Annotated in this window: 22 protein-coding genes and 3 pseudogenes; 8 read left to right on the forward strand and 17 right to left on the reverse strand. The window is 69.6% G+C overall.

Annotated features, from left to right (window positions below; genetic code table 11):
* The first annotated feature begins 12 nt into the window (after positions 1–12).
* Positions 13–1,098, forward strand: a complete 1,086-nt coding sequence (locus tag ACZ6S8_RS35370; RefSeq protein ID WP_469461995.1) for a PP2C family protein-serine/threonine phosphatase — start codon at positions 13–15, stop codon at positions 1,096–1,098.
* Between the two features lie 44 nt (positions 1,099–1,142).
* Here ACZ6S8_RS35370 and ACZ6S8_RS35375 read toward each other — a convergent pair whose 3' ends face one another.
* The 3 genes from ACZ6S8_RS35375 to ACZ6S8_RS35385 form a co-directional block, all read right to left on the reverse strand.
* Entirely contained in the window at positions 1,143–2,279 is a 1,137-nt protein-coding gene (locus ACZ6S8_RS35375; RefSeq protein ID WP_469461997.1) for a PP2C family protein-serine/threonine phosphatase, read from the reverse strand.
* A gap of 370 nt (positions 2,280–2,649) precedes the next feature.
* A complete protein-coding gene (locus ACZ6S8_RS35380; protein ID WP_469461999.1) occupies positions 2,650–2,787 on the reverse strand; it encodes a hypothetical protein in 138 nt (45 codons plus the stop codon).
* 445 nt (positions 2,788–3,232) lie between these two features.
* On the reverse strand, positions 3,233–3,394 hold the full coding sequence (locus ACZ6S8_RS35385; protein WP_267726032.1) for a hydrophobic protein: 162 nt from the start codon (positions 3,392–3,394) through the stop codon (positions 3,233–3,235).
* A 108-nt stretch (positions 3,395–3,502) separates the two neighbouring features.
* Between ACZ6S8_RS35385 and ACZ6S8_RS35390 the strand changes: the two genes are divergently transcribed.
* The 3 genes from ACZ6S8_RS35390 to ACZ6S8_RS35400 are packed head-to-tail and all read left to right on the forward strand — an operon-like array spanning position 3,503 to position 4,412.
* Positions 3,503–3,676 carry a hypothetical protein gene (locus ACZ6S8_RS35390; protein ID WP_469462001.1) on the forward strand — a complete coding sequence of 58 codons (174 nt, stop codon included), beginning with the start codon at positions 3,503–3,505 and terminating at the stop codon, positions 3,674–3,676.
* A gap of 39 nt (positions 3,677–3,715) precedes the next feature.
* Positions 3,716–4,213, forward strand: coding sequence for an ATP-binding protein (locus tag ACZ6S8_RS35395; protein WP_469462003.1), 498 nt, complete (start codon positions 3,716–3,718; stop codon positions 4,211–4,213).
* Positions 4,214–4,250: 37 nt separating this feature from the next.
* Complete coding sequence (locus ACZ6S8_RS35400; RefSeq protein WP_469462004.1) at positions 4,251–4,412, forward strand: hypothetical protein; 162 nt, start codon at positions 4,251–4,253, stop codon at positions 4,410–4,412.
* 205 nt (positions 4,413–4,617) lie between these two features.
* Here ACZ6S8_RS35400 and ACZ6S8_RS35405 read toward each other — a convergent pair.
* The 8 genes and pseudogenes from ACZ6S8_RS35405 to ACZ6S8_RS35440 form a co-directional block, all read right to left on the reverse strand.
* A pseudogene (locus tag ACZ6S8_RS35405) lies at positions 4,618–5,298 on the reverse strand (hypothetical protein); the annotation flags it as partial.
* A 274-nt stretch (positions 5,299–5,572) separates the two neighbouring features.
* A complete protein-coding gene (locus tag ACZ6S8_RS35410; RefSeq protein WP_469462006.1) occupies positions 5,573–7,708 on the reverse strand; it encodes an MMPL family transporter in 2,136 nt (711 codons plus the stop codon).
* A gap of 509 nt (positions 7,709–8,217) precedes the next feature.
* Positions 8,218–8,913 (reverse strand): annotated as a pseudogene (locus ACZ6S8_RS35415) (transposase); the annotation flags it as partial.
* A 3-nt stretch (positions 8,914–8,916) separates the two neighbouring features.
* Positions 8,917–10,038, reverse strand: a complete 1,122-nt coding sequence (locus tag ACZ6S8_RS35420; protein WP_469462008.1) for an IS630 family transposase — start codon at positions 10,036–10,038, stop codon at positions 8,917–8,919.
* A gap of 37 nt (positions 10,039–10,075) precedes the next feature.
* Positions 10,076–11,065 (reverse strand): annotated as a pseudogene (locus ACZ6S8_RS35425) (transposase); the annotation flags it as partial.
* Between the two features lie 146 nt (positions 11,066–11,211).
* The gene (locus tag ACZ6S8_RS35430) at positions 11,212–11,868 is read right to left on the reverse strand and encodes a fasciclin domain-containing protein (RefSeq protein WP_469462010.1); all 657 of its coding nucleotides are present in this window, start codon (positions 11,866–11,868) and stop codon (positions 11,212–11,214) included.
* Positions 11,869–11,972: 104 nt separating this feature from the next.
* Positions 11,973–13,556: a molybdopterin-dependent oxidoreductase gene (locus ACZ6S8_RS35435; RefSeq protein WP_469462012.1), complete on the reverse strand. Its 1,584-nt coding sequence runs from the start codon at positions 13,554–13,556 to the stop codon at positions 11,973–11,975.
* Positions 13,557–13,767: 211 nt separating this feature from the next.
* The gene (locus ACZ6S8_RS35440) at positions 13,768–14,013 is read right to left on the reverse strand and encodes a chaplin (protein WP_469462013.1); all 246 of its coding nucleotides are present in this window, start codon (positions 14,011–14,013) and stop codon (positions 13,768–13,770) included.
* A gap of 319 nt (positions 14,014–14,332) precedes the next feature.
* On the opposite strand from ACZ6S8_RS35440, the gene sigK reads away from it, so the two are divergent.
* The 4 genes from sigK (at position 14,333) to ACZ6S8_RS35460 (ending at position 17,763) form a co-directional block, all read left to right on the forward strand.
* On the forward strand, positions 14,333–14,917 hold the full coding sequence (sigK, locus tag ACZ6S8_RS35445; RefSeq protein WP_469462015.1) for an ECF RNA polymerase sigma factor SigK: 585 nt from the start codon (positions 14,333–14,335) through the stop codon (positions 14,915–14,917).
* Positions 14,914–15,660: an anti-sigma factor gene (locus ACZ6S8_RS35450; protein WP_469462016.1), complete on the forward strand. Its 747-nt coding sequence runs from the start codon at positions 14,914–14,916 to the stop codon at positions 15,658–15,660. Before sigK ends, ACZ6S8_RS35450 begins: the two co-directional genes overlap by 4 nt.
* 40 nt (positions 15,661–15,700) lie before the next feature.
* A protein-coding gene (locus tag ACZ6S8_RS35455; RefSeq protein ID WP_469462019.1) for an IS5 family transposase occupies positions 15,701–16,509 on the forward strand; the annotation gives its coding sequence in 2 pieces (ribosomal slippage) (positions 15,701–16,055 and positions 16,055–16,509; 810 coding nt in all).
* Between the two features lie 384 nt (positions 16,510–16,893).
* Positions 16,894–17,763 carry a DUF4394 domain-containing protein gene (locus ACZ6S8_RS35460; protein ID WP_469462021.1) on the forward strand — a complete coding sequence of 290 codons (870 nt, stop codon included), beginning with the start codon at positions 16,894–16,896 and terminating at the stop codon, positions 17,761–17,763.
* Positions 17,764–17,864: 101 nt separating this feature from the next.
* Here the strand turns inward: ACZ6S8_RS35460 and ACZ6S8_RS35465 are convergent, their stop codons facing one another.
* From ACZ6S8_RS35465 to ACZ6S8_RS35490, 6 genes are all read right to left on the reverse strand, one after another.
* Positions 17,865–18,182, reverse strand: coding sequence for an SH3 domain-containing protein (locus ACZ6S8_RS35465; RefSeq protein WP_469462022.1), 318 nt, complete (start codon positions 18,180–18,182; stop codon positions 17,865–17,867).
* A 446-nt stretch (positions 18,183–18,628) separates the two neighbouring features.
* Positions 18,629–20,287, reverse strand: coding sequence for a nickel/cobalt transporter (locus ACZ6S8_RS35470; RefSeq protein ID WP_469462024.1), 1,659 nt, complete (start codon positions 20,285–20,287; stop codon positions 18,629–18,631).
* Positions 20,284–21,627, reverse strand: coding sequence for a tetratricopeptide repeat protein (locus ACZ6S8_RS35475; RefSeq protein ID WP_469462026.1), 1,344 nt, complete (start codon positions 21,625–21,627; stop codon positions 20,284–20,286). The genes ACZ6S8_RS35470 and ACZ6S8_RS35475 overlap by 4 nt, the downstream gene beginning before the upstream one ends.
* A gap of 81 nt (positions 21,628–21,708) precedes the next feature.
* Positions 21,709–23,262 carry a DUF4331 domain-containing protein gene (locus tag ACZ6S8_RS35480; RefSeq protein ID WP_469462028.1) on the reverse strand — a complete coding sequence of 518 codons (1,554 nt, stop codon included), beginning with the start codon at positions 23,260–23,262 and terminating at the stop codon, positions 21,709–21,711.
* 905 nt (positions 23,263–24,167) lie between these two features.
* Positions 24,168–24,362, reverse strand: coding sequence for a chaplin (locus tag ACZ6S8_RS35485; RefSeq protein ID WP_469462060.1), 195 nt, complete (start codon positions 24,360–24,362; stop codon positions 24,168–24,170).
* Between the two features lie 463 nt (positions 24,363–24,825).
* The gene (locus ACZ6S8_RS35490; RefSeq protein ID WP_469462030.1) at positions 24,826–25,308 is read right to left on the reverse strand and encodes a DUF4383 domain-containing protein; all 483 of its coding nucleotides are present in this window, start codon (positions 25,306–25,308) and stop codon (positions 24,826–24,828) included.
* Positions 25,309–25,861 lie beyond the last annotated feature (553 nt).

Here is a 25,861-nt window from a genome sequence, read left to right on the forward strand (position 1 = left end):
GGAGGTGCGGCGATGAGGTGGCTGCGAGCCGCCGGGCCGATGGTGCGTTCGCCTGCCGCTCTGCCCCTGGGTGTCATGCTGGGTGTCGCGGTGGTGGACGCGCTGACGGGGCCGGCGTACAACCTGCTGCCGGTGTACGCCGCCGGTCCTGCGATCGCCGCGGGGCGTGGAACCATCCGGAACGTCGTGGCGATGGGGGGCGTCGCCGTCCTGCTCTGCCTTCTGTTCGCGGCGAAGGCCGACCGGTTCGGCGAGCTGCGCATGTACGTCGCGCTGGTCGCCATCGCGTACGTCACGCTCGCTGCCGTCTACGCCGCGTGGGTCAGGCTCAGGACCGAGCGACGCCTCGTCGACGTGCAGGAGGTGGCCAGGACGCTGGAGGACGTGCTCTTCGTCCCCCTGCCACCGGTGCTCGGCCCCGTACGGATCGGGGCCTCCTACGTATCCGCGAGCCAGGCCACCCGTGTCGGAGGGGACCTGTACAAGGCGGTGCCCTCCCCCTATGGCGTACGTCTTGTGATCGCTGATGTCCAGGGCAAGGGGCTGGGCACCATTCGCTGCGCGGCCGTGGTGCTGGCCGCGTTTCGCGAGGCCGGTCCGGAGCACGAGGACCTCGCGGAGGTCGGCCGCCGCATCGAATCCGCCCTGCGCCGCTCGACGGACGGCCAACGGTTCGTGACCGGCATCCTCGCCCAGATCGGCCCGGACGGGCAGCTCCTCGCCTTCAACCAGGGCCACCCCTCGCCCCTCCTGCGCACGGCTGATGGCAGCATCAGGTTCGTCGAGCCGGACGAGCCGGTGCTGCCCTTCGGGCTCACCGGGCTGGCAGGCTCCGGCGACGTGCTGGACAGTGTCACGCGACTGACCCTGCGACCCGGGGACCGGCTCCTCCTCTACACCGACGGTCTGAGTGAGGCCCGGGACGGTGACGGGCGGTTCTACCCCGTGGATGAGCGGGCGGGGCCGCTGCTGGGTGAGGGCAGCCCCGACGAAGCGCTGCGCCGCGTGCGTGCCGACGTCGCCGCCTTCACCGGAGCGGTGCCCGACGACGACTCCGCCCTGCTCCTGGTGGAGTTCGCCCCGGGGGCCGTCCCGTAGGGATGCCGGGTTCGTGGTGCCGGCCGCCGAGATCCATCAGGGCATCAGCCGGGTGGGGCGGTTGGCTTTCGCGGAGAGCGAGTAACGGCCAGCAAGGCCATGTCGTCGTCTCTCGCTTCGTTCGTGTGCCGGCGTACGTCTGCAGCGATCGATGCCAGCAGTGATCCCGGTGAGCTGGACGCTCTGCCTTCCAGGTGCAGGACAGGGTCGTAGAAGTCACCGGCGGCGTCGCGGCTCTCCGTCAGGCCGTCGGTGTAGAGCAGGAGCGTCGAGTCAGGCGGGAACGGCCACTGGTCTGAACGGCTCGGGCCGCCCCCTAGGTGTCCGAGGCCCAGGGGCAGCGCGAACTCGCCGGGGTAAAGTGCTGTGACACCTCCTGCCGCGTCAAGGAGGAGAGGTTCGGGATGCCCTCGGTTGAGGATGCGCAGGCTGTCCCCGTCGGGGGGAATCTCCGCTAGGACACAGGTGGCAAAGCACTCGGAGGCGTCTGCTTCGCCCCGCTCCCCTGCGCGGATCAGAGCCTTCTCCAGCCGGTCGGCCAGTGCGGGAAGGGACGGCTCGCTGTCGGCGGCTTCCCAGAAGGCGCCGAGGATGACGGCCACGGTCTCGATCGCGCCGAGTCCCTTCCCCCGCACGTCGCCCACGATCAGCCGGGCGCCGTAGGGGGTCTGCAGAGCTGCGTAGAGGTCGCCTCCGATCAGAGTGTCTGTCCGGGCAGCCTCGTAGCGCGCTGCCAGACGCAGACCCTCGATCCGGGCGGGCGGGGCCGGCAGAACGGCTCTCTGGACAGCCTCGGCGACTCCTCGCGCAGTGGCGAGCTGATGGCGGCCACGTTCCACGATCCCGTGGATCAGGACCGCGAGTACGGTCGCGAAGGCGATGGTCGCCAGATCGGTCGCGAGATGCTGGGCGGCGGCGTCCGCCAGCACCCTCCCACCCACCAGGTGAAGGAGTACGGAGGCCAGGACGCCGACAGCGCCGAAAAACACCGCCACCCAGCGCGCGAAGAGGGGGGCCGCGATGAGGGGTGCGGCGGCGAAGAAGGGCGTGCCGGTGAGCTCCTGCGGTGTAACCAGCTGGAAGACGATACCGATGACCACGAGGAGCGGCGGCAGCGCGCGGGCCAGAATCCGGGCGCCCCCGCCGCCGCTGCCCCCCGCGTATCCGTCGGAGATGTGCATCGATTCCTGACCGCCATTCTTAGACGTCGTTGTCTAGACCTGGATGATCCTGGCCGCAGATCCGAGAGGCACCCTTCCGGTTTCAGGATCACGGCACCATGATGTGGCGGCGACCGGAAGCAACCGGTTCAGGCGCAGAGCGGACATGTGGCCCGTGTACAGCGACCTTTCCTTCGAAGCCGCCGCCCGCCCCTGAATGCACTGACTACCCGTCCAGTTATCCGTGGCCCCGCTTCAGGTGCCCGGAGTGCGGCAGCACCTGGTACTCCTCCGAGACCTCAGTTCGGGAAGAGGGAGCGATCCGACAGCAGGTACTGCTTACCTCGCTGCCGGACCACGGCACGGCGCAGACGATCCCGTTCAGGAGGCGTCACTGCGGCCGGGTCTTGAGGAGTTCGTGCCATTCGGTGTCGGTGAGCTGGCGGCGGATCCGGGCCGCCTCGTACATCGCGCACCGGCTGGGCGCGGCGGCGGGATCGGGCGGGACGGTGTCGGTGCGGTGCGTCATGCCGGTACAACGCTGACGGGGCGGGGCCGGTTGCTGCCGCCATGCGGGTGGCGGCCGGGTACGCCGCCCGGAACCCGCGGGGTGCCGGCTCGTTATGGGGTGGGAAATGCACGCCGCCCCGGGATTTTCTTCCCCGAGCTCCCGGGGCGGCCTCCGTACGTCAGCTGCTCGGCGGCCGACTGCGGCGGAACAGAACCTGACGCCCGCCCGCCCGCGCCCGGATCTGGGTTCGGGGCCGGGGCGGCCGTCGGTCGTTGGAGGTGAGCAGGTCCCCCTGCTGTGTCACGGCGGCCGTCCCGGCTGTTGTCCGGATACCCCCGCTGCGGGACTTCACCCGGCGCGGAGCGGGTGGGGTATGCGGACATGCCGGTGGCCTGGACCCCCGATCGGGACGGGGGTCCATGCCACCGGCATGCAGCGTTGTGGCTGCGGTGTTGTCGTAGGGCTACCAGCGGTACCAGCGGCCGCTGCTGCCCTTGGGGCGGGCGACGAAGCCGACCAGCCACAGGACCAGGACGGCGATGGCGACCCACCAGAGAATCTTCACCGCGAAACCCGCGCCGAAGAGGATCAGTGCCAGCAGAAGAACGAGAAGCAGGGGAACCATGATTATCAACCTCCGAGGCACCATGTGCCCGACCCCGCCCCCACCATGCACACGATCTTATGCGTTTCTTATCCGCGCAGGCGGGCACAAGGACACGCCTCTTCATGCATGATCGGGCCCGGGGCCAACCGGCGGTACGGGGCCGCGGTCGGAACCGTCCCGGCCCTCGCCAGCCCGCTGCGCACCTCGGTCCGCCGCCTGTTCAAGGTCACCAACACCTCGCCCGCCCTCCTCTGGGCGGACAGCCTGCAGCAGGCGATGACTTCGAAGCCCGTATTCTAGGCCGATTCGCCCGCCTGCTCCCAGAGCAGGCGATAAGGCGTGAATCCGACCGCTGCCGTCGACGGCGCCTCCGGCCCCCACCGGCGCCGCCCCGTCGCGCAGGCAGCCGGCACCGCGGCAGCCGCCCGGCGACGGGTCGCCGAGCTCCCACGGGCCGCGGGCGCCGCCCTCGACAGCACCGCCGCCGGGGACGCCCTCCTGATCGCCTCGGAGCTCGTCACCAACGCGATCCGCCACGGTGGCGGCATCGCTGCCTTCAACGCCGCCCTCGACGGGAACACCCTGCGCCTGGCCGTCAGCGATGCCAGCCCCGAACATCCCGCGGCCCGCTCCACCGGCCCCGGTCACCCCGGCGGATACGGCTGGCCTCTCATCCGGCGCCTCGCCTATGTGATGGCGCTGCCCGCGTCCATCGTGCCCGCCCTCCGCAGGGACCTCGACGAAGACCTCAACCCGCTCTACGGCATCGCGGCACCGGGCCGCCCTGGGGCAGGTCGTCGCCGCGAAGGCCGGCGACGCGCGCCCTGCGTCCGTTGAGCCGGCCGAGCCCGCCTCCGCCGAGGTCGTCGACCTGATGACCATGCTGGAAAACTTCGTCACCGATGCCAAGAGCGCCCGCACCGTCGACGCCACCGTTCACAACCTGTCGCCGAACGGCCACCTCCAGGAAGACCGCGTCGGCGCCCACCGAGAAGACGACTGCGAAGCGGAAACCACCCCGCAGCGCCTCAAGTGAGCGTAGGGTGGGACCAGGAAGACCATGGGTCGGGCACACTGCCGCCCATGGGCGCCGGGGTGGTCTGTCGCTCATGAGGCTCGGCAAGGTTGACCAGGCTGCTCACGGTTGGGTGGCCGACGAACGAGGACCGCACGCTGGGTGTCTGCGGCCCAGGGTGCGGGGTCTGCTAGCCGGGCGGGAGCCGGCTCTCGGCGGGTCAGTGTCCGCTCATCGGCGTCGTGTTGCCGGTGGCGCCGTGGAGCATTCCGCAGCTGGCCGGTGCGGTGGCTTCCTGGGGCAGCTTGGGGTCGAGCTCGCTCTTTCCCTTGCCGAAGTCGTACTTTCCGTTGCCGTTCGGGTCGATGCCGTGCTGCACAACGTGCAGGTTCTGCAGGTGGTCGGCAACGGCCTGGGAGACCGGGATCGTGCGGGCGTAGGAGACGTTCCCGTTGGCGTCGGCGACGGGCATCCGGTTGATGGCGAGTCCGCTGGCCTTGGAGGTGTCGCCCGATGTCGTCAGCGAAATGTTGATGTCGCCGTATGCGGGAAGGCCCTCGGCGGTGCTGACGATTCCGTCGCCGTTCTTGTCGGCGCTCGCGTCGGGGCAGCGGAAGTCATGGCCGGTGGTGGAGCCGTGGATGTGTTGGGCGTGCGGCTGTCCGGGCACCAGACCGTACGCGTTGATCTTCACGGTGAGCTGCCGGCCGTGGAGGCTGAGATAGGCGGTGCCGCTGGCACCCGAGTTGTTCAGCTGCCGCAGGCCGACTTGGTAGTCCTGCCCATGACGGGCCGGCGATCCGCTGTTGTGGCCGTTGCTGGCCAGAGCCGGGGCGGCCAAGGCGATCGTGAGGGCTGCGGGCACCGCCATGAGAGCGGTGAGACGGACTGAACGCGTGGTTGCCATCGGGACGCATCCCCTTCCGGGGAGTTCACCGGCGCGGGGCCGGCATCAACGATGGGGCATTTGCCCCTTCTAGTACCTATTCGCTGCCGCTCTTGATCGAGATTGCTCGGCAGCCCCGAACCGCCGATCCCGCCTCGATGCGCCTCGGGGCCGTCCCTGCGGCCAGTCATGGGCTTGTCCCGTGATCGCCGCGAGCGAGACCAAGGAGCAGGGACCAGGTGACGCACCGATGACGGACTCGGAGCCCTCGGGACGTGGACCACTGTCGCTTGGCTCACCCTCCGCGCAGACGCTGCTGTGATGTGGCCACGACGGGGCTGCTGGGGCCGATCAGGCGGTGCACGGCGGCCGCGACGTCGGAGGGCAGCATCGCGGGCCACCAGACGGTCGGCCCCAGGTCCGTGACGAGAGCGGGTACCAGGAAGAGCCGGACGACAAGGGTGTCCAGAACGACGCCGATCGCGACGATCGCGCCGATGTGGACGAGGTAGGCGAGTGGCATCACCGTGAGCGCGGCGAAGGTCGTGGCCAGGACGATCCCGGCCGAGCTGACCACGCCCGCAGTCGAGACGAGTCCCCGCCTGACGCCGACCAGGGTGCCGTGGAGGATGGCCTCTTCGCGGACGCGGTGCATGAGGAAGATGTTGTAGTCCACGCCCAACGCGACGAGGAAGACGAAGGAGTAGAGCACGATCGTCGGCTCGGTGTCCGCGGATCCCGTAACAAGGTGGGCCACGACCGCGCACACACCCAGCGCCGACAGGAAGCTCAGGACGACGGAGAGGACCAGGAGGAGCGGCAGGAGGAGGCAGCGCAGGAGCAGGACGAGGATCAACGCGATGAGGACGAGGGCCACCGGCATGATCACGAGCCGGTCGCGGGCGCATGCCGCCCGCATGTCGTACGCCTCGGCGGCCTGGCCGCCGACCTGCACGGCGGCTCCGGAGATTGTCTCCACGGACGTGCGCAGGTCACGAATGGTGGTCATGGCTGCTTGGCTGTCCGCCACGTGTGTCAGGGTGACCGCGATCTGCGCGCGGCCCCCGACCGTCTCCGGGCGTCCGCCGGGGCCCGCCACGATGTCGGCGCGGGCGACTCCGACGGTTCGCGCGACAGCCGAGGTGACCGCGTCGACGTGCGCCGGATCCGTCAGGACGATTGCGGGGTTGCCCAGCCCGCCGGGGAAGGACCGCTCCAGGGCTGCCTGTCCCCTGACGGACGGTGCCGTCGATGCGAGTGCCCGGTCGAGCGGGATGCCCTGCATGCTCAGCACGGGTGACAAGGCGGCGCCGAGGACGAGGGCGCCCAGGACGTACGCCCAGATCCTGCGGGGCCGGCGGACGACAGCGGACGCGATCCGCTGCCACAACCACGCGCCATCCACGGGCGCCGCGCGCTTGCGCCGGGGCCAGAAGACCGCCGGCCCCAGCAGCCCGAGAGCGGCCGGGAGGAACGTCAGCGCGCACAGGAGCGAGGAGCCCATGGCGATCGCGCCCGCCGCCCCCAGGGAGCGGTGGACGGGCAGATCGCTGAGCATCAGGGCGAGCAACCCGGCGGTCACCGTGGCAGCGCCGGCCGACAAGGGGGTCAACGACCGGCGCCACGCGAGACTCAGAGAGGCTTCGCCCGTCTGCCCCCGACCGAGTTCCTCGCGGTAGCGGGCGGTGAGAAGCAGTCCGTAGTCCGTGGTGGCCCCGATGATCAGAACGAAGAGGATCCCCTGGACCTGGCCGTCGACGATGAGGCCCGCCGCACGGGCCGGCCCGTAGAGGAGGGCACAGGAGACCACGAGCGCCAACAGGGAGGTGACGATCACCAGGAGCGGCAGCAAAGGGCTGCGGTAGACCACCAGCAAGATCAGCAGTACCGCCACCAGCGCGACGACGAGCAGCCGGCTGTCGACCCCGTCGAAGACGCCGTCGAGGTCAGCCTGCACCGCGGCCGGACCCGCCAGCGCCACCGTCGTCCACGGGGCACGGGCCGCCGCCGCCCGAACCCCGGCCGCGGCCCGTGCCGGCGACGGCTTGCCCGGTCCCGTCCGGATCGGGAGCACACCCGCGGCGGCAGAACCGTCCCGCGAGACCAAGACAGGAATCCGCGCGCCCCCGGTGAGGGCGCGCACTTCCGGTGAGGACAGGGAGCGAGCGGCGCGCGCCCGCAGACCCTGCGGATCGCGGGTCGCGGTCCACACCACGACCAAGGGGACCGAGCCCGCGCTCGCCGGCGCCGCCTCCAGTACTGCGGCCACCGCGGTGGACTCCGCCCCACGCGGAAGCAGCGAAGACCGCTGCGTGCCGGCCATGGAGTCCGGTCCGGAGACGAAAGGAGCGCTGATGAAGACCAGGATGATCCAGCCGCAGATGACGATCAGCGAAACGAGCGGGACGTGCTTCTTCACCGAAGGGGCCACGAAACCTTCCCTTACCGCTCCTCAATGGGCTGTCCCGCTCGGTAAGAGCGGGGGATGCTGACGGGGTTCGCGGCGTGAGGGCCCTTGGATGGGCCGCACGCGAGAAGCCCACCCGGACGGCGCCATAGTCCGCTTGTCGGTCAGCGCGTCGACGCAACTCATGCGGATGCTCGGCCTTCTGCTGTGGGGTAAGGCGGCGTTGGCGGCGAGCGCGTGGTGTGCCGAGTGCTGCGGGTGCAGATTCCGACGCCGCCGCCCGAGGAGTTCGTGTTCTGGCGACTCATGCCGTCGAGGGCTCCCGGGCCGTATCCACGCCGTCCGGCAGGGAGCTGTCCACGAGACGCAGGCGGTCGGGATGACCGAGGCCGACGTCATCAGCCCGCTCCCCGACCTGGTGGATGGGGAGAGCTGACTCGGGCCTGGTCACACTCTTGAACTGGTCGACCTCATGCTGTGGGGAGTTGCTGCGTAAACGGCTGTGGGCCGGCCCCCTCCAGGGACGCTGTTGGTCAATTCGGGGGCTGGTCCTGTTTCGCCCCGTCGAGCATGAGCTCGGCGGGGCGAAGTGCTGCGAAGTGGCTGGTGCGGGTGCGGGCTCGTGGTGTGCCGGTGAGGTGGGCGTCGATGCGGGCGAGGTTGATCGCGGCGCCGGTGAGTTGGTGCTGGAGGCTGGTCTTCGCCAGGCCGCGGTAGCGGGATCTGCGCAGGCCACAGCGCCCTACGGCCTGAGAGATGCTGCCTTCGACGCCAGCGCGGATCTTGTAACGCTCTTTCCAGGCGTCGGTCTGCTGCTCGGCTCGGATGGTGCGGATGGCGTCGTGTTCAGCCTGTTGCTGCCGCAGCATGAGTTCCCGGCGGCGGCCGGTGGCCGAGCTCACGCATGAACGCAGGTCGGGGCAAGCTCCGCAGCGGCTGTCGGGGAACCGCACCTGAATGACCGGCAGGCCCTTAGAATCGGCGCGCGTGTACCACTTCGTGGCCGTGACACCGTTGGGGCAGGTCGCCTGCTGGCGTTCCCAGTCGATGGCGAACGCATGCAGCCCGAAGGCGCCCTTGGCCTGGGGCGACGTGTTGCCGGCCAGCGGGCCGTGCAGATCAACTCCGTGCTCGGCCCGGGTGGTGAGGATCTGGGCGGCGGTGGGATACCCGGCATCCACCCAGTGCTCCGCGGGCAGGCAGTCGCGGGTGGCGAGGGAGGCGTGGATCTCCTAGTGTCCTGCGCCGGAGATCCGTTGGCAGAAGCGGGCGAGTGAGTCGAGGATCTCTTCGGCTGTCTTGGTCCAGGTGAACGGGGTCGGGTTTTCGTTCCACTGTTTGACCCAGGCTCGGATGTCGGCTTCCAGGGAGCGCACACTTTTGTGGGCTCCGCGCCGGATCTTCTGGTCCGCGAGGAAGCCGAACCATCGCTCCACCTGGTTGAGCCAGGAGGAGCCGGTGGGTGTGAAGTGCAGGTGGAAGCGGGGGTGTTTGGCCAGCCACGTCTTGATGGCCGGGGTTTTGTGGGTGCCATAGTTGTCGCAGATCAGGTGGACCTGAAGGTGTTCGGGGACCTCTTTGTCGATCTTGATGAGGAATTTCTTGAACTCCGCGGCCCGGTGTCGGCGGTGCAGTGAGGTGATGACCTCGCCGGTCGCGACATCGAAGGCCGCGAACAGGGTGGTCAGCCCGTTGCGAACGTAGTCGTGAGTGCGGCGCTCGGGCATGCCGGGCATCATCGGCAGCACTGGCTGAGAGCGGTCCAGGGCCTGGATCTGGGACTTCTCGTCCACCGACAGCACCACTGCTCCCTCGGGAGGGTTGAAGTACAGCCCCACCACGTCGTAGAGCTTCTCCACGAACAGAGGGTCCGTCGACAGCTTGAACGTGTCGCTCAAATGGGGCTTGAGGTGGAACCTCCGCCAGATCCGGCCCACCGTCGACTTCGACAGGCCGCTGCGGTCGGCCATCGACGAACGCGACCAGTGAGTGGCGTTCTTCGGGATCTCCTCCAGCGTGCTGACCACGACCGCCTCCACCTGATCGACGCCGATGGTGGGCGGCCGGCCCGGCCGGGGCTCGTCGACCAGCCCGTCCAGCCGGGCCGCCAGGAACCGGCGACGCCACTTGCGAACCGTGTCGGCCGCGATCCGCAACTCCCGCGCCACCACGACAATCGGCGGCACATCAGGACCGGCACACGCCAACACGATGCGGGCCCGCAAGGCCACCGCCTGCGCGGATGACGCCCTGCGGGCCCAACGCTCCAACACCACACGCTCATCGGACGACAACAGCAACGGTTCCAACTTCGGGCCACGACGAGGCGCCGGCACATCCGCAGAAGCAGTCATACACAAACTAACGACGGATCTCCGGCGCAGGACACTAGTTCATCGCGTTGTCCGCGACGGTCGCCACCGTGGTTGCCACATTGGTGACCAGGTTCGGAACGTCCCGCTCGCCGCAGGTCTCGGTGAGGTGGACTTTGTATCCGTCCCACATGGTGTCCCGTTTGACCCCGACACGGGCCTCTGGGTCATACGGGCTGACCAGGCGCATCGCGCCCGGCGGCCGGTCTTTTGGGCCCCGCCGCGTCACCCCACCGTCCACCCGGTGGAAGTGCTGGACCCAGACCCGGCGCAGGATCTCCACCTCGTCGAGTGCGCGGAGCACGGCGGGGGCTTCGGCGGCGAAGACCGTTTCCAGCAGGCGTGTCCCGTCCCGGCCGATCCGGGCTCCCACCTCGTCCCGCTTGGCACGGGATTTGGGGAACCGGGAGTCCTCGGCCCTGGTGGCGTAGTGGCGGAACCAGTCCGGCTCCGCGATCTCGGACAGCCACTCCGGATCGGTCTGCGCGACCGCGTTCAACGCCGCACGGAGCGTCTCGGCCACCTGCTCCAGCCAGCACAATTCACGCGCCGACGACAGCACGTGCGAGGAGTCGGTGCGGGCCCTGCCCGCGCTCCTGAGTACCCCCTTCTCGCGGGCCGCGGCCAGCACACCGTCCATGACCCGGCGTCCGCCGTCCGCCCCGGCCATTCGGTCCCTGAACTCCGACAGCACCGAGAAGTCGAAGCCAGGATCGTCGAGGTGGAGCCCGAGCGCGTACTTGAAGTCGATCCGTGCCCGCACCGCCTCCGCGGCCTGGCGGTCGGTCAGCCCCTCCACGAACTGGAGCACCGACACCAGCGCCAGCCCGGCGGGAGACCAGGCAGGCCGCCCACGAGAGGCGAACAGATCCGCGAAGTCCTCGTCGCGGAACAGCACCCCCAGCTCGTCCCGGACCCGGATCGCCAGACTCCCCTTCGGGAATGCGGCCCGCGCCACCCGCACCGTCTCCGCCGGAATCTCCCCCGGCCCTTTCGCCTTCATCGACATCGACACCCACCCCACACAGCAACGTCGGTCCCCATGACCACAACCGGTTCATGGGGACCGACGTCACGCGAAGGACCGAATAGACCAACAGCGTCCCCTCCAGGGGCCGGCCCACAGCGTTGCCGTTCGGCATCGATCCTTGGTGGTTACTTCGGCATGAGGACGGTGTCGACGATGTAGACGTTCGCGTTGGCCGTCTTGACGTTGCCGCAGACGACGTTGGAGGTGTCGTTGACCTTGTAGGCCTCGCCCGAACCGCTGGTGGTGAGCTTGGTCTTCTCCAGGGTGTCGAAGGAGCCGCTCTCCAGCTGCTTCGGAGTGAGCTTCTCACCGACGACGTGGTACGTGAGGATCTTGGTGAGCAGGGCCTTGTCGGCGAGGACCTTGTCGAGGTCAGCCTTCGGAATCTTGGCGAAGGCGTCGTTGGTCGGCGCGAACACCGTGATGTCCTTGGCGTTGTTGAGGGTGTCGACCAGGCCGGCCTGCTTGACGGCCGCCACCAGCGTGGACAGCGCCGGGTTGTTGGAGGCCGCGGTGGCGACCGGGTCCTTGGCCATGCCGTCGAAGGAGCCGGCACCGTCGGCGGGAACGCCCGAACAAGCGGGCCCGAACGGCTTGTCCATCGCCATCGACGCGTCCGGGGTAGCAGGCTGCGAGGCGGCGGGCGCTTCGCTGCTCTTGTCCGCGGAGGATCCGGACGCGGAGTCATTGCCGGAGTCGGAGCAGGCGGCAAGGGTGAGGGGGAGAACGGCGGCCGCGGCGACGGCGAGAGCGGTACGACGGAAACGCAGGGTGTTCGACATGATCAAAATCTCCTGTTGTGTTCTCAGAAATGTGCAAAGGAGTGAGATATGTGGCTGAGGGCAAGGTGGGGCCACGGCAAGGAGCCGGGGAGCCTGCCGGGCTGTTACGTGGTGACGAAGACGCTGTGCCAGCCGCTGGCGCCGTCGGGGATGGTCCTTGTGCGTTCTTCGGTCTGGACCTGGCCGGTGCCGTCGGTGGCGCGGACGGTGAGGTTGTGTCCGCCGGGTGTCGGCTTCCAGGGGAAGGACCACTGTCGCCAGGTGTCCTTGTTCGCCTGGGGGGCGAGGTCGGCGGTCTGCCAGGGTCCGTCGTCGACCCGGACTTCGACGCGGTCGATGCCGCGGTGCTGGGCCCAGGCGACCCCGGCCACCGTGACCAGCTCCCCCGTGGGCCGTCCGAAGGGCGTGGGGGTGTCGATGCGGGCCTGCGTCTTGATGGGCGCCTTGCGGGCCCACTTGCGCTTGACCCAGTACGGGTCGTAGGAGTCGAAGGTGGTGAGCTCGATCTCCTGGATCCACTTGCATGCCGACACGTACCCGTACAGACCGGGCACGAGCATGCGCACGGGGAAGCCGTGGTCGAAGGGGAGCGGTTCCCCGTTCATGCCGACGGCCAGGATCGCGTCGCGGCCGTCCATCACGTCCTCGACCGGCGAGCCGAGCGTCATGCCGTCGACCGAGCGGGCGACCAGCTGGTCGGCCTTGCCGCCCCGGGAAGGCGGGACGACGCCGCACTCCTTCAGGAGGTCGTCCAGGCGCACGCCGAGCCATCGGGCGTGGCCGATGTAGGGGCCACCGACCTCGTTGGAGACGCAGGTCAAGGTGATGTCCCGCTCGATGAGGGGACGCTCCAGGAGTTCCTGGAAGGTGTAGGTGCGGGGGCGGGTGACGCCCTTGCCGCGGATCCGCAGCCGCCAGGTGTCCGCGTCCACCTTGGGGACGACGAGCGCGGTGTCGACGCGGTAGAAGTCCTTGTTCGGGGTGGTGAAGGCGCTGATCCCCTCCACCTTGAGCTGGGCGCCGGCGGGCAGTGCGGGGGCGGAGGAGGCGGGTGCGGGCAGTTTGATGGCATCCCGGGATGCGGTGGCACCCTGGCCGCTCTTGCCGATCAGCGCGCGTCCCACGGCTCCGGCTCCGGTGGCGGCGACGGCGGTGACAGAGGCCGCGGTGATGAAACCCCGCCGCGACCAGCCTCCTCCGGCGCCCTCCGCATCAGCCGGAGAGCCGGCGGAGATGAGTTTTCCGGCCAGGAGGTAGAGGATGGCGGCGCCCGCGAGCGCACCGATCACAGAGGGCAGTGCGTCCGCGACCCCTTGGGTGTCGGGCCTGCTCAGCGCGGCAGCCGCGCCGATCACCCCGAAGATCAGGACACCTGCGGCTCCAGCCCGCCGGTAGCGCAGGGAGACAACGCCGAGGATGACGCCGAGAAGGCCGAGGACGGCGAGGATGCCGAGCTGAAGGACGACTTTGTCGTTCTCGCCGAACGTGCGGATCGCGAAGTCCTTGACCGCGGCCGGCGTCCGGTCAATGGCGGCGCCGCCCACGACGGTTACCGGCCCGGCCTGCGGCCGGATCAGGGAGGCCACGAGCTCGGCCACCGCCAGCGCCGTGTACCCGGCCAGCAGGCCGGACACGGCGCCCAGCGTGTTGCGGGCTAGGGACTTGCGGAAGGTGCTCACAACGCCCATTCGCTGTGGTCCATCCGGCGGATTGGTCGCTTCTGCGATCAGCTGGTTCTCGGTGCCTGGAGGGGGTACTGCGGGTGGCGGTTCTGACCGCCACCCGCAGCGGATCCCTCCTTGAGCGGCGCTGCCCGCTGGGGCAGGGCGGTCATGGAGGGATCGTCCGGCCTGCTGACTCCCCGTTGTCGGCAGCGGGCCGGAGTCTTTGGTTGCCTGTTCAGGCGTTGATGCAGGTGTTGCCGGAGATGATGCTGCCGGAGTTGCCGCAGGCGTTGACCTGGATGTGGATCGGGATCTGGATCAGGTTGCCCGAGGCGAGTACGCGGTAAGGCCGCTGGCCCCGGCGTCCGCGGAAGCGGCCGACGCTCCGCCGCCGATCGCGGCGGTGGCCGCCAGTACCCGTCCTGCGGTCTTGAGGAAACCGGCCATGAATGCCTCCTGCTGTGGATGCGCGGGTGCGCACCGGTTCCGTGATCCGGTCCCGGCCAAGCCCACTCGGACCCGTCTGTCTCCCTTCGCTGCCGCCCCCACAGCGGTTGGGTGGTCAGCGCCGGGATCACCCGAAGGGATGACAACCCAGGTGCTGGGTACCCGCTCAGGGCAATCCGCACAAATGCCTGCTCCGAAGAAGCGGTAGACAGCGGAGGAACATGGCCGGCCCCTGAGGGGCCGGCCCTTCTCGCGGCGAAAGAGCTGTTGATGACATCAAGGCACGAAGGCGGGTGCGGCCTGTGCACAGCCGGCCCGCAGCACGGCACGCGGCAGCACGGGGCAGGACGCCGATGACCCAGCCCCAGCGATCCCGTGCCCACGATCCGGCCGGCCAGCAGCTGCAGGAGGTGATGGAGCGGGTGAGTCAGGGCGACAAGGACGCCTTCTCCGTTCTCTACGACGCGGTGGCCGCCACCGTGTTCGGGATCGCCGTCAAAATCGTCCGGGACCGTGCCCAGTCGGAGGAGGTGGCACAGGAGGTGATGATCGACGTATGGCGTCAGGCCGCCCGGTACCGACCGGAGCAGGGCGCCGTCATGACCTGGGTGGCGACCATCGCCCACCGCAGGGCTGTGGACCGGGTCCGCTCCGCTCAGGCATCCGCAAGCCGTGAACACGCCACCGGTGTACGCGACCAGGTTCGGCCCTTCGACGAAGTCGCCGAGGAGGTCGAGACCCGCCTGGACAGCGAGCAGGTCCGGCGCTGTCTGCAAGGTCTGACCGAGATCCAACGCCGCTCCGTAACCCTGGCCTACTACGGGGGGCTGACCTACCGCGAGGTCGCAGAAGAACTCCGGTCCCCGCTGGCGACCATCAAGACCCGAATGCGCGACGGACTGATCCGGCTGCGCGACTGCATGGGGGTGACCACATGAAACACGAAGCAGAACTGCACACCCTCACCGGTGCGTACGCACTCGATGCGCTGACAGGTGAGGAACTCCGCGCCTTCACCGCGCATCTTGAGCACTGCGAAGGCTGCCATCAGGAGGTCGGCGAGTTCGCTGCCACAGCGGCACGTCTGGCCGCAGAAGCCAGCCTGCCCGCGCCCGTAGCCATGAGACAGGCGGTCCTGCACCACATCGCAGCTGTCCGGCAGATTGCGCCGCGTACCCGGATCGCCCCGTCGGTTCGGCTCACCACACTCTTCACGCGCAGGGCTGGAGCGTTCGTCGTCGCGGCCAGCATCGTCGCTGCCGCCGGGTTCGGCGGTGTCGCCCTCTGGCAGCACCAGCAGGCGGAGCAGGCCCGCACGCAGGCCCAGCGCGCCGGACAGCAGGTCCAGGACATGACCGCTGTGATGGCCTCCCCTGACGCCCAGACGACTCGTGGGCATACCAGTACCGGGGCCTTGGCCTCCGTGGTGACCTCTGCCCGCCTGAATCAGGCCGTCTTCCTCACCTCAGGACTCCCCCCGGCACCCGCAGGACGGACCTACCAGCTGTGGTTCGACGACCACGGCACCATGCGCCCCGCCGGCCTCATCCCCGGCGACGGCTCCGTCCTCATGCAGGGAGACCCCGGCCAGGCCCTCGCCGTCGGCCTCACCCTCGAACCTGCGGGCGGCTCCCCCCGGCCCACCACCAGCCCCCTGCTTCTCCTCTCCCTCCCCGCCTAAGAAGCCATCTCATTTGGGCTTCGCGGGTAGGCTGTCGGTCATGGTGGGGATCGTTGAACGGATGGTGCCGGACGAGCTGTGGGAGCTGTTCAAGCGGGTGGTTCCCGAGGCGCCTTCAAGGCCTCAGGGCGGTGGCCGGCGCCGGCACGGTGACAGGGAAGTGCTGGCCGCGATCGTGTTCGTGGCCACGTCGGGTTGTACCTGGCAGCAGCTGCCTTCGGCATCGTTCGGGCCGTCGGGGGCGACAGCTCACCGACGGTTCTCGGAGTGGAGCAAGGCCCGGGTTTGGGCCAAGCTCCATCGCCTGGTCCTCGACGAACTCGGCGCCCGCGGCGAGCTCGACTGGTCCCGCTGCGTGATCGACTCGGTGAACATGAGGGCCTTGAAAGGGGGGATCTGACGGGTCCGAATCCTGTCGATCGGGGCAAATTCGGCTCGAAGATCCACTTGATCGCCGAGCGGACCGGTCTGCCCCTGTCCGTCGCAATCTCGGGCGCCAACCTGCACGACAGTCAGGCCCTCGAGCCCCTCGTCCGCGGCATACCGCCCATCCGCTCACGCCGCGGACGCCGACGAAGCAGGCCCGGCAAGCTCCACGCGGACAAGGGCTACGACTACGCCCACCTGCGACGATGGTTACGCGAACGCGGCATCAAACACCGTATCGCCCGCAGAGGTATCGAGTCCTCACAACGGCTCGGCCTCCACCGATGGGTCGTCGAAAGGACCATGTCCTGGCTCGCCGGCTGCCGACGACTCCACCGCCGCTACGAACGCAAGGCCGAGCACTTCCTCGCCTTCACCAGCCTCGCCTGCACCCTCATCTGCTACCGCCGGCTGGCCAAATGAGATGACTTCTAACGGGACAGCGGCCAGCAGGAGCCGGCCCCAGATACGCGGCATGGCAGGCCGGGGGCCCGGTCGTCCCCTGTGCCGTGGCACCCGCGGCTCGGCGCGGACGCGTTCGTCCGTCGGACCGCCGTGGTCGCAGGGGCGGGCGCGAGCCCTACGCCGGGCCAGGCCCTCGAGACGCGACGGCGGCCGCTCTGCCTGAGCCGCGACCGCATCGGCTTCCAGCCGAGCACCGGTGCCCGGACAGCCGAGGGGGTGTGCGGCATCCGGGTGGACTTCCGAGTGCAGAGCCATGCGGAGGGCCGTGCGTACCGAAGACAGCAGTGGACGTGTCGCGGGTGTCGTGGCGCGCCGCCAGGTATCTCTCCTCGAGGAGTGCTCATGCGTGCTCGGTTCCTGCCCGTCCTCGTCTGCACCGCTGCTGCCACAGCTCTGGCGGTGCCTGCCTTCGCCAGTGCCGACAGCGATCAGCCCGCAGAGCACGCTATGGCTCACTCGGCGCTGCATGCGATCGGGCTGACCGCGGACCAGCGGCTCGTGGAGTTCAACGTCGACCAGCCGGGCAAGACCTGGGACCTGGGCAGGGTGTCCGGCCTGTCCCGGGACACAAAGATCGTCGGGATCGACTTCCGCGTCCAGAACGAGAAGCTGTACGGCGTCGGTGACAAGGGCGGCATCTACACGCTCGGCACCGAGTCCGCGAACGCGGTGAAGGTCTCCCAGCTGACCGTGGCCCTCGCCGGCACCTACTTCGGGGTCGACTTCAACCCGGCCGCGAACCGGCTGCGGGTCATCAGCGACACGGGACAGAACCTGCGCCACAACATCGACGACAACGCCGCACCGCTCACCACGACCGTCGACGGCACGCTCACCAACCCCACCACGCCGCCCTCCACGGCCCTCGGTGTCACCGGCGCCGCGTACACGAACAACGACCTGAACACGGCGACGGCGACCACCCTGTTTGACATCGACACCACGGCCGACCGGACCTCGATCCAGTCCCCGGCCAACGCCGGCAGCCTCGCCCCCACTGGGAACCTCGGCGTCAACGCGGGCCCCGACGCGGGCTTCGACATCTACTACAGCCCCAAGAAGTCCACCAACAGCGGCTACGCGGCCCTCCGCACCACGGGCGCCCAGCGCCTCTACGGGATCAACCTGCTGACCGGCGCCGCACGCGACCTCGGTTCCTTCCCGGGGAACCGCCAGGTCACCGACATCGCCCTCCCGCTCGACCAGCACTGACACACGGCAGGGGCCGCACCACCGGTGCGGCCCCTGCCGTGAAGCGGGACCGGCCGGGTCAAAGCCACGACAGCTGAAGACCTCCCGGCCGCCCGCCCCGGTCAGCAGTACCGCACCCACTCGTTAGCATGGACGTAGCGGGAATCGACCCAACCGGACTTGTCGGCGAGGTGATACCAGCCGTCCTGCTGGCAGGACAGCTTGACGTGGCTGCCCGGGGACAGGTTCCACTCCACGGGGGAATGCGTCTGCGGGTGCTGGCGGACATTGAGCTCGATCCGGGAGGTCACCGTGCCCACCACTCCATAATCATGGTGGTGGGACTGCGGAACAGCCCCCGCCACACCCACGCCCGCCACACCGAAACCGGCAGCCAGGACGACGGCGGCAAGGCCACGCCCGATCGTTCGTGCGGTCATGACAGCACTTCCTCTCGCACCCCTCGCCTCTGCGCCCCAGGGCCATGTGGGACCGGCGCCGCGAGCAGCTGGCGCTCACGCCTCCACCTGGTGATTCGAAGGCCCGTACCCACCGGATTGGTGCAGATTCGCCCTATACCGGTATGTAGCGACTCTGGGACGCCTCCCTGCCCTTAGAACCGGGCGCGGGGAAGCTCAGGAGGGCGCTACGCCGTCGTGTTCCTCCCGGGAACGCGGGCAGGGCGCCGATGGTGTAACGGATTCGGGTACCGGCTTCTGATCTTCGCGGCGTCCAGGCTGACTGCGTCACCTGTGCCTGTTTCTCGGCCGCCGGCGCTCCGTATCTGCCGTCCGGGCTTCCGCCCTCTCCTTGGTCGCGGCCGGGCAGACGGCCGACAGCCTCTTCACGGGCGGCCATCCTCTCGAGTATCTGATGGCTGCCTCGATCACCATCCGGTGATGGCGCGGGCGGTGAGGCCGATTCCAACGAGGAGCACGAGGGCTGAGGTGGCGGCGGGCCCGATGCGCCCGAGCTTCTGCAGGCGTGTGGAGGCCCTCTCGGCGGTGCGGGCGGTGATGCGGTCGCGTAGCCGTACGAGGAGGAGGCCGGCGAGGGTGAGGGTGGCGGCCATGCCGAGGCCGTAGCCGATGACGAGGAGGATGCCGAAGGCGGTCCGGCCGAGGGCGACGGCGCCGAGGAGGACGACCAGGGCCGAGGGGCTGGGGACGAGACCGCCGGCGATACCGACGCCGATCAGCGACCAGCGCCTTCGGCGTGCCGGCGCATGCGTGTGCTGGTGGTCGGCTTCGCCGTGGTGATGGCCCTGCGGGAGCGGAGTAGCTGTTTTCGACAGGACGAGGACGGTGCCGTCGGACGCCGCGCTGTCTGGGGCTCGGCGTGAGGATGGCAGGCCGGTCGGCGGCTCGTGGCTGTGATCCCCGCCGTGGCCGTGGTCGTGGTCGCCGTGGTGGTGGTGCCCGTGGCCATGGTCACCGTGGTGGTGATGTCCGTGGCTGTGGCTGTGGCCGTGGTGGAGGGGGCGGCCGCGAAGGGCGGAGTGCAGGAGGTGGATGCCGATGGCGGTGACGAGGAGGCCGCTGGCCAGGCCGAGCCAGCTGAGGACGGTTTCCCCGGCCAGGTGGGTGGCGAGCGGGAGGGCCAGGCCGAGGGCGAGAACCCCTGCGGTGTGGGTGAGGGTGACGGTGGCTCCGACGGTGACGGCGTCGCGGCGGGTGCCGCGTCGGCCGGCCAGGTAGGCAGCCATGATCGTCTTGCCGTGGCCGGGCATCGCGGCGTGGGAGGCGCCGAGTACCACGGCGAGGAGCAGGGCGAGGAGGCCGACGGGGACGGTGAGTTCGCGGCTGCCGACGAGGGTGTCGAAGAGGGCGGAGACCTTGTTCAGGGCGGCGGTGATCGGGCCGGCGCCGGGCAGGCCGGGCGGCACGATCCGGGCCCCAGGCCCCTGCCCGGGAGCGGTCCGCAGTTCGGCGGTGCGCTGGTCGAGTGGGGCGGCGAGCGGGTCTTGCGGGTATTGGCGCAGCTGGTTGGTGGCGGAGGTCGCCGGGACGGTGGAGTGGGCGAGGGTGAGGGCGTCGCCGCGGGCGGTGATCTCGTGCCAGCCGATGCGCCGGCTGTCGTAGTGCGTGGCGATGTGGACGCCGGACGGCGAGGTGAGCTGCGCGTCGGCGGTGAGGCGGCAGGTGAGGCGCGAGGTCTTGAGTCCGGCCTCGCCGGTGTGGAAGGTCAGCCTGCTCGCGCCCCGGTGCCACTGGAGGCTCACGCCGCCCACGTCGGCGGCCAGTTGCCCGGCAAGCGTGGTGCACGCCTTATCCGCGTACACGCCCTGCTCGTCGGCGCTGAGGGATCCGTTGTGGTCTTGGTCGATGAGCGGGCGCTCTTGTGCCGCGGCGATCTCGGCGCGGTCGACCACGATCTCCGCCTCGACCGAGCGGGGGCGCAGGGTCAGGCTGGTCGCGTAGTTGACGGTGAAGTTGCCCAGCGGATGCGCCGCCGCGGACGAGGCCGAGGCGAAGAGCGCGAGCGGGGTGAGCAGCGCGGCTGCGAGGGGGGCGGCGGCTAGGCGCCGGCGGGTACTGGGGTTCATGGCATGTCGTCGATTCGCCGGAGTGCTTCGCGCGCTGCGGGGGCGTGCAGCGGGTGGAAGGAGGGGTCGGTGGTCAGAGCCTGCGAGAGGTCGCGCCGGGCGGCTGTGGTGTCGCCGAGGGCCTGGTGGATGGCGCCGCGGTGGTAGAGGAACAGCGCGCTGCGCGTGCCGAGCACGAGGGCTTCGTCGGCCTGGTCCAGGGCCTCGGTGTCGCGGCCTGCGCGGTGCAGGGCCCAGGCGTAGGCGTCCTGGACGGCGAGGAACGGCCGGTCCCGTACGGCTGCTTCGGCCATGGCCACAGCCTGGCGGGGATCGCCGTGGTCCGCCTCGAAGAGAATCGCGTCGACATCGGCGGGCGCTCCGGCGGCCCGGCGTAGAACTTCCTGGGCGCGAAGGACCGCGTACTGGGCCTCGGCCCGCTCTTGACGGCCGAGGGACTGCTGGAGTTCACCCAGCCCCAGAACGTACTGCGGCAGCGGGGCAACCGCGATGGCCGCGGTGTAGTCGGCCACCGCCTGCTCGCGGTCGTCCGCGGCCGCATGTGCCTTGGCCCGGGCTTCCAGCAGGCCCGCGTCGCGCGGTGCGATGGCCAGCCCGGACTGCGCCTGGCGCAGCGCGGTCGCCGGGTCTCCGCTGTCCAGGGCGAGGGAGGACAGGTGGGTGGAGGCGAAGGCGCGCTCGCCTGGGGTGCCGGCCGCGCGTAGTGCGCGTTCCATGAGGGTCTTGGCCTGATCGGTGTCGCCGCGGAGTTCGAAGGTGTAGGAGGCGCGGGCGAGGGAGGAGCTGTCCGGGCGCAGGTCGGCCATCTTCTGGACGGCGTCCTCGGCTTCCTGGTACTGGCCGAGCTGGGTGTGGGCGTCGGCCAGGATCCCGTAGGAGGCGGGGGTTGCGGGGCTCGTCGCGACCGCCTTACGGGCCCAGGTGAGGGCGTCGCGGAACTGGTGGCGGGCGGCGGCGAGGGCGCCCATGCCGATCTCGGCGTGCAGGTTTTCCGCCGGCTGGAGCGCGAGCGAGCGGCGCAGGGCCGTCTCTGCCTGGGCGTAGGTGGCCTGGTCTGCGGTGGTGCGGGCCTGCTGCACGAGGGCCATGCCGAGGTCCGCCCAGCTGACCGGATCCTTCGGCAGGCGCTTCACGCGCTCCCGCATCGCCTCGATGCCGCGCGCCGGACCCGCGGAGGCCGTGCCGGATGCTGCGGTGTCCGGTGTGCTGGTGCTTGACGGGGAGAGGCCGATGGCACCGACGGTGAACATGACCACGCCCAGGGCGATGGTGATCGCGGTGGTGCGCAGGTGTCTGCGGTGCCGGATCGCGGGGGCGGGTTTCTCTTCGGGCCGGTGCACAGGATCCTCCCCGGGGAAATCGGTGAAAGGTGTTCCGGGCGGGACCGGAGGACCGACCTCCGTTCCCGCCCGGAGGATTCGTCAGCTGGTCTTGCGGCTGCGGCGAAGGCGGTAGCCGCCGACGCCGAGGAGCAGCGCGCCGAGGCCGCCGAGGGCCGCGGCATTCTTGTTCCCGGACCGCTCGGGGGCGTTCGGGCCGCTGTTCACGGACTTGGTGTGGGGGAGCGCCAGGTACGGGAACGTGTTCCCGAACGGCACCTCGTTGGCGTTGACCCGGTCGCCGTCGGCGAGGGCCGGGACGAGCTGGCCGGTCTGGGCGGCGCCCTCGACGGCCTGGAGGGAGATGTCGATGACGTCGTCCGTCAGGCGGCGGCCGTTCGGGAAGCCCGCGAGGTCACCGGCAAGGACGCCGTAGCGGTTGGGGTTGGCGGTGGGCGGCACGGCCATGTTCAGGCGCAGCTCTTCGGCGGGGACGATCTGCTTCAGCCGTGCGTCCTTGTTCAGGCGGTGGGCGTTGAGGTCGGCCTGGATCGGACCGCACGCCTTGCAGATGCCCGTCAGGTAGATCTCGAACAGGTCCCTGCGCGGGGCCGGCGGGGCGGGGATGCCGTAGACCTGCTGGATCAGCTTGGGGAGGATCGGGTCGAGGACCTTGTCCACGACCGGCTGGACGGTGCGGTCCTGGTCGGGGTTGAGGGTGTTGAAGGCGTCCTTGAACTTCAGGGGGACGACGACCTCGTTCACGAGCGGGTTGCCCAGGCGGGAGACCTGCTTCCACTTGTCGCCGTGCTTGTTCCGGGAGTCGGAGACCTGGACGCCCTGGCGGTCGGTCGTCGACCACACGCCGATCACCGGGTTGCGGCCGGTGTTCCCCTTCAGCGCGAGGAGCCTCTTCGGGACCTGGATGGCGACGGAGTTGACGTTGTAGCCGGCGAGGGTGTCCTGGCCGCGCTCGGACAGGTTGCCGCCATAGAGGAGGTCGAAGACCCGCAGGTCGGCGAAGAACGGGTCCTCGGCCTGGCCCGCGTACGTCTTGCCGCCGCCGGGCAGGTTGCGGATCGCCTGGTTGCGCAGAGCCGCGTAGTTCGGCATCGATGCCGGTCCCACACGGGAAGGCGCGGCCGGCACCCCGGAGAGCAGGACGGTGGACTTGCCGCCCGTGGTCAGGACGAGGTCGTAGACCTGCCGGAAGTTGAGGTCCGGGTCGTTCAGCGTGGTGACCGGGCCGGTATTGTAGAGGAACTGGTTGGCGTCGTCGCGGTAGCTGCTGCGGAAGCGCCAGGTGTAGGTGACGTCCGAGACGCCGTCGCCGTTGTTGTCGATCTTGATGTTGTAGCGGGCGTCGTCGGCGAACGGGTAGAAGTTCGGGCCGCCGTTGGGCTCCTCGAACGGGATCCAGTTCGCCAGCAGGGTGACGGTGTCGGTCTTGTCGGGGCTGGTGAACGCGTACACGTCCGTGTTGTCCGCGCGCGGGTCGCCCGCGATCAGCGGCGCCTCGCGGTGACTGGACGCGGCGCTGACGCCCGGGGCGAGGGTGAGGGCGGCCAAACCGGTCGCGAGCGCGCCGGCGCCCAGGACGAGCAGGGACTGGTCGAACACACGCCGCGAACGGGGCCGTGCGGAGATGGACTTCAAAGCTGTTCCTCTCGACTGCGAACCCCAGGCCCGCCGCACACACGGCACGGCAACTCAGGGGGCATTCAGGTGGGGTGACCACTGGGTCGGACAACGCGCCCGTGAGGCATCGGCAGCAGCACCGAGGCCCGCCGACCATACGCAGTGCCTTTGCGCTCAGACCGCGCAGACGGAAGGAAAGCATGCGACGCCGGTAGTGCGTGACCGCATTTATAGGCACTCCGGATGGCGTCGCGCCGCCATTGATGTAAATGTCCTGGCCACAGCCGTCTGGCGAGGAAATTAGAGTCGAATTAATTGTCGCAACACGCGCTTCAGGTACTAGGCCAATCAGGGGGCGAGCTGTTATTGCAACCGATTCGCAATAAGGGGCTGTCGGGGTGGAAACAAGCGCAGGCAGCCTTGCTGCTGTGGAGTCTTTGACTCAGGGGACGCAACCGCTCCGGCTGGTGTGGACCCCATCAGAGACGAGTCGGCATCAGGGAAAGAGGAGCCGGATCCGTGGGCGGCCAAATAGATCGCGAGGGTCCCGAAATGTGCTCGAAAAAACGTTTCTCCAAGCGTGCGGATTAAATAGCTTGAAGCCGTCCTTGTGAACCCCGGAGATTGCGAACAGGATTCGAGCTGTCGCCGGTCTGGAATATTCCTTCTCGCGCTCCTTACCTTCCGGGTATGGCTCGGGTCATTCCGGCACGAGCCACGTCTGACCGGGTTGCAGGCACCAGACAGAGGCAGAGCACCGCGCCGGTCACGGGGTGGTGACTCCCCGTTGCTTCACCACTCCGGGAGCCCCGGCCAGACACAGGCGGGCAGATGGCGGAGATGCCCGTCTGAACCGGAGGGGAACGGGCCCTTCGCCCCAGCCGGCCATTTCGCGGGCCGGGCCAAACCGGGATCTGGGGCCTTCAGCTGTTGACGCAGGTGTTGCCGAAGGCGGGGTTGAGCAGACCGATCACACTGACACTGTTCCCGCAGGCGTTGATCGGGATATGGACCGGAACCTGGATCAGGTTTCCCGACAGGACGCCCGGCGAGTAGGCGGCCACCCCTGAGGCGCCAGCGTCGGCAGACGCCGATACCGCTCCTCCGATCACGGCCATGCCGACGCCGAGCACAAGACCTGCAGACTTCAGCACACGGGACAAGAGGACTCTCCTTGCTGGTCCAGCGGCGCCTGCGCGCCGGCGGCCCGGAGTCGGGCCCGCACATCCTCTTCGTCAGGCGCTGCGGCGCGGCTTGGCCTTCACCAGCCTGTTCCCTCGAAGGGGTGGACCCTCCCCGCATTCGGCCCAGCGACCTGGTCCAGCATCTCGTGTAACAGCGGTGGGTGGCATCGGGAACTTGTCAAAACTTCGGGAGCCCCCCGATGCCCTGGCCGTTCCGGGCGCGGTGGCGGGCGTGGTCCCGCACCCGAGACGTCTGCGGCCCCGGGTGCGGGGGTTCTGCGGCCGGGCGGACGTCAGGGGGCTGGATCGCCCCCTGGACTGGTGACGGCCGGATGCTGAAGCGGGCGGACCGCGGGCTCGGTCGTGGTCAGGACGACCGTCTCGGGTGGCGGGAGCGTCAGTACGGGTTGTCGTGCGGCAGCGATCCGCTGACCCGCCCGTACATGCCGAACGTCATGAGCAGGAGCCCGGTTACGAAGCTGAAGGCCACGTTCTGGATCCCGAACGCGAGAAAGCTGAACCTGCTGTCGAGCAACGCCAGGCTGACGAATCCTGCGAGCAGGAAGGCCGTACCGACGGCGATGTTGACGGTGGAGGTGGCGTTGCCTCCTGTAACGGTCCCGGCCAAGAGCAGGAGGCCGACCAGGATCGAGATCACGCTCAGGGCGCCGTTGCTGTTCAGCCCGAGGACCGTGTTGCCTCCGGTGCCGAAGAACCCAATGCGCTCGATGAGCCCGAGAACCCCGAACACGATGAGGAAGAAGCCCATCACGGCGGCGCCGACGCGATAGACGCGGCCAAGCCGGTGGTCGACGGGAAGGCGCTCATCCAGCCGGACCCGCCTGCGGCGCGAGGCCCGAGCTGCGCTCAGCATGACCATGATGCATACCTCCTCCACCCCGTGCGGCGATACCGCTCGGCGGCCGGGAGGCCCGGAGAGGAGCCGGAGCCCGGCACACCCTGTATTCGGCACCGAAGGGCGAAGGGATGGGTCACGCCCGCCGCCCGAGCAGCCCGGCTTCTTCATCGGCGGCAGACCCTCATCGCCCTCAAAGGGGGCTCAGGGCTCGAACCTTTCGGATCACGCCTGGACCGGACGCGGCTGACGCTGCCAGCAGCCGCGACAGGGTCTGCACTCCGAAGCGGCCAGGAGGGGATGGGGCGGGCTGATCCTGGGCGTGGCGCGTGGCGTTCGGGTGGCCGGCCCCGCCATGCCGGTGCGGCGCCCACCCCGAGTGCGGTGGGCTGCGTTGTGCTGGTGAGGCCTTGGCCGCTCCGGGAAGAGCAGCTGCGGCTCACCGCCCCTCGCCCTGGAGCATGCCGTCACATCGCCGGCTCCGGGGCGGGGAGAGCGAACGCGGACCCCATTCCGCCAGCACCATCCGCACTCACAAGCCCATCGCCGTCGTCTCGACGCCGTGGCCGCAGCCCTG

It is taken from the genome of Streptomyces sp. NPDC048461 (genome assembly GCF_055587105.1).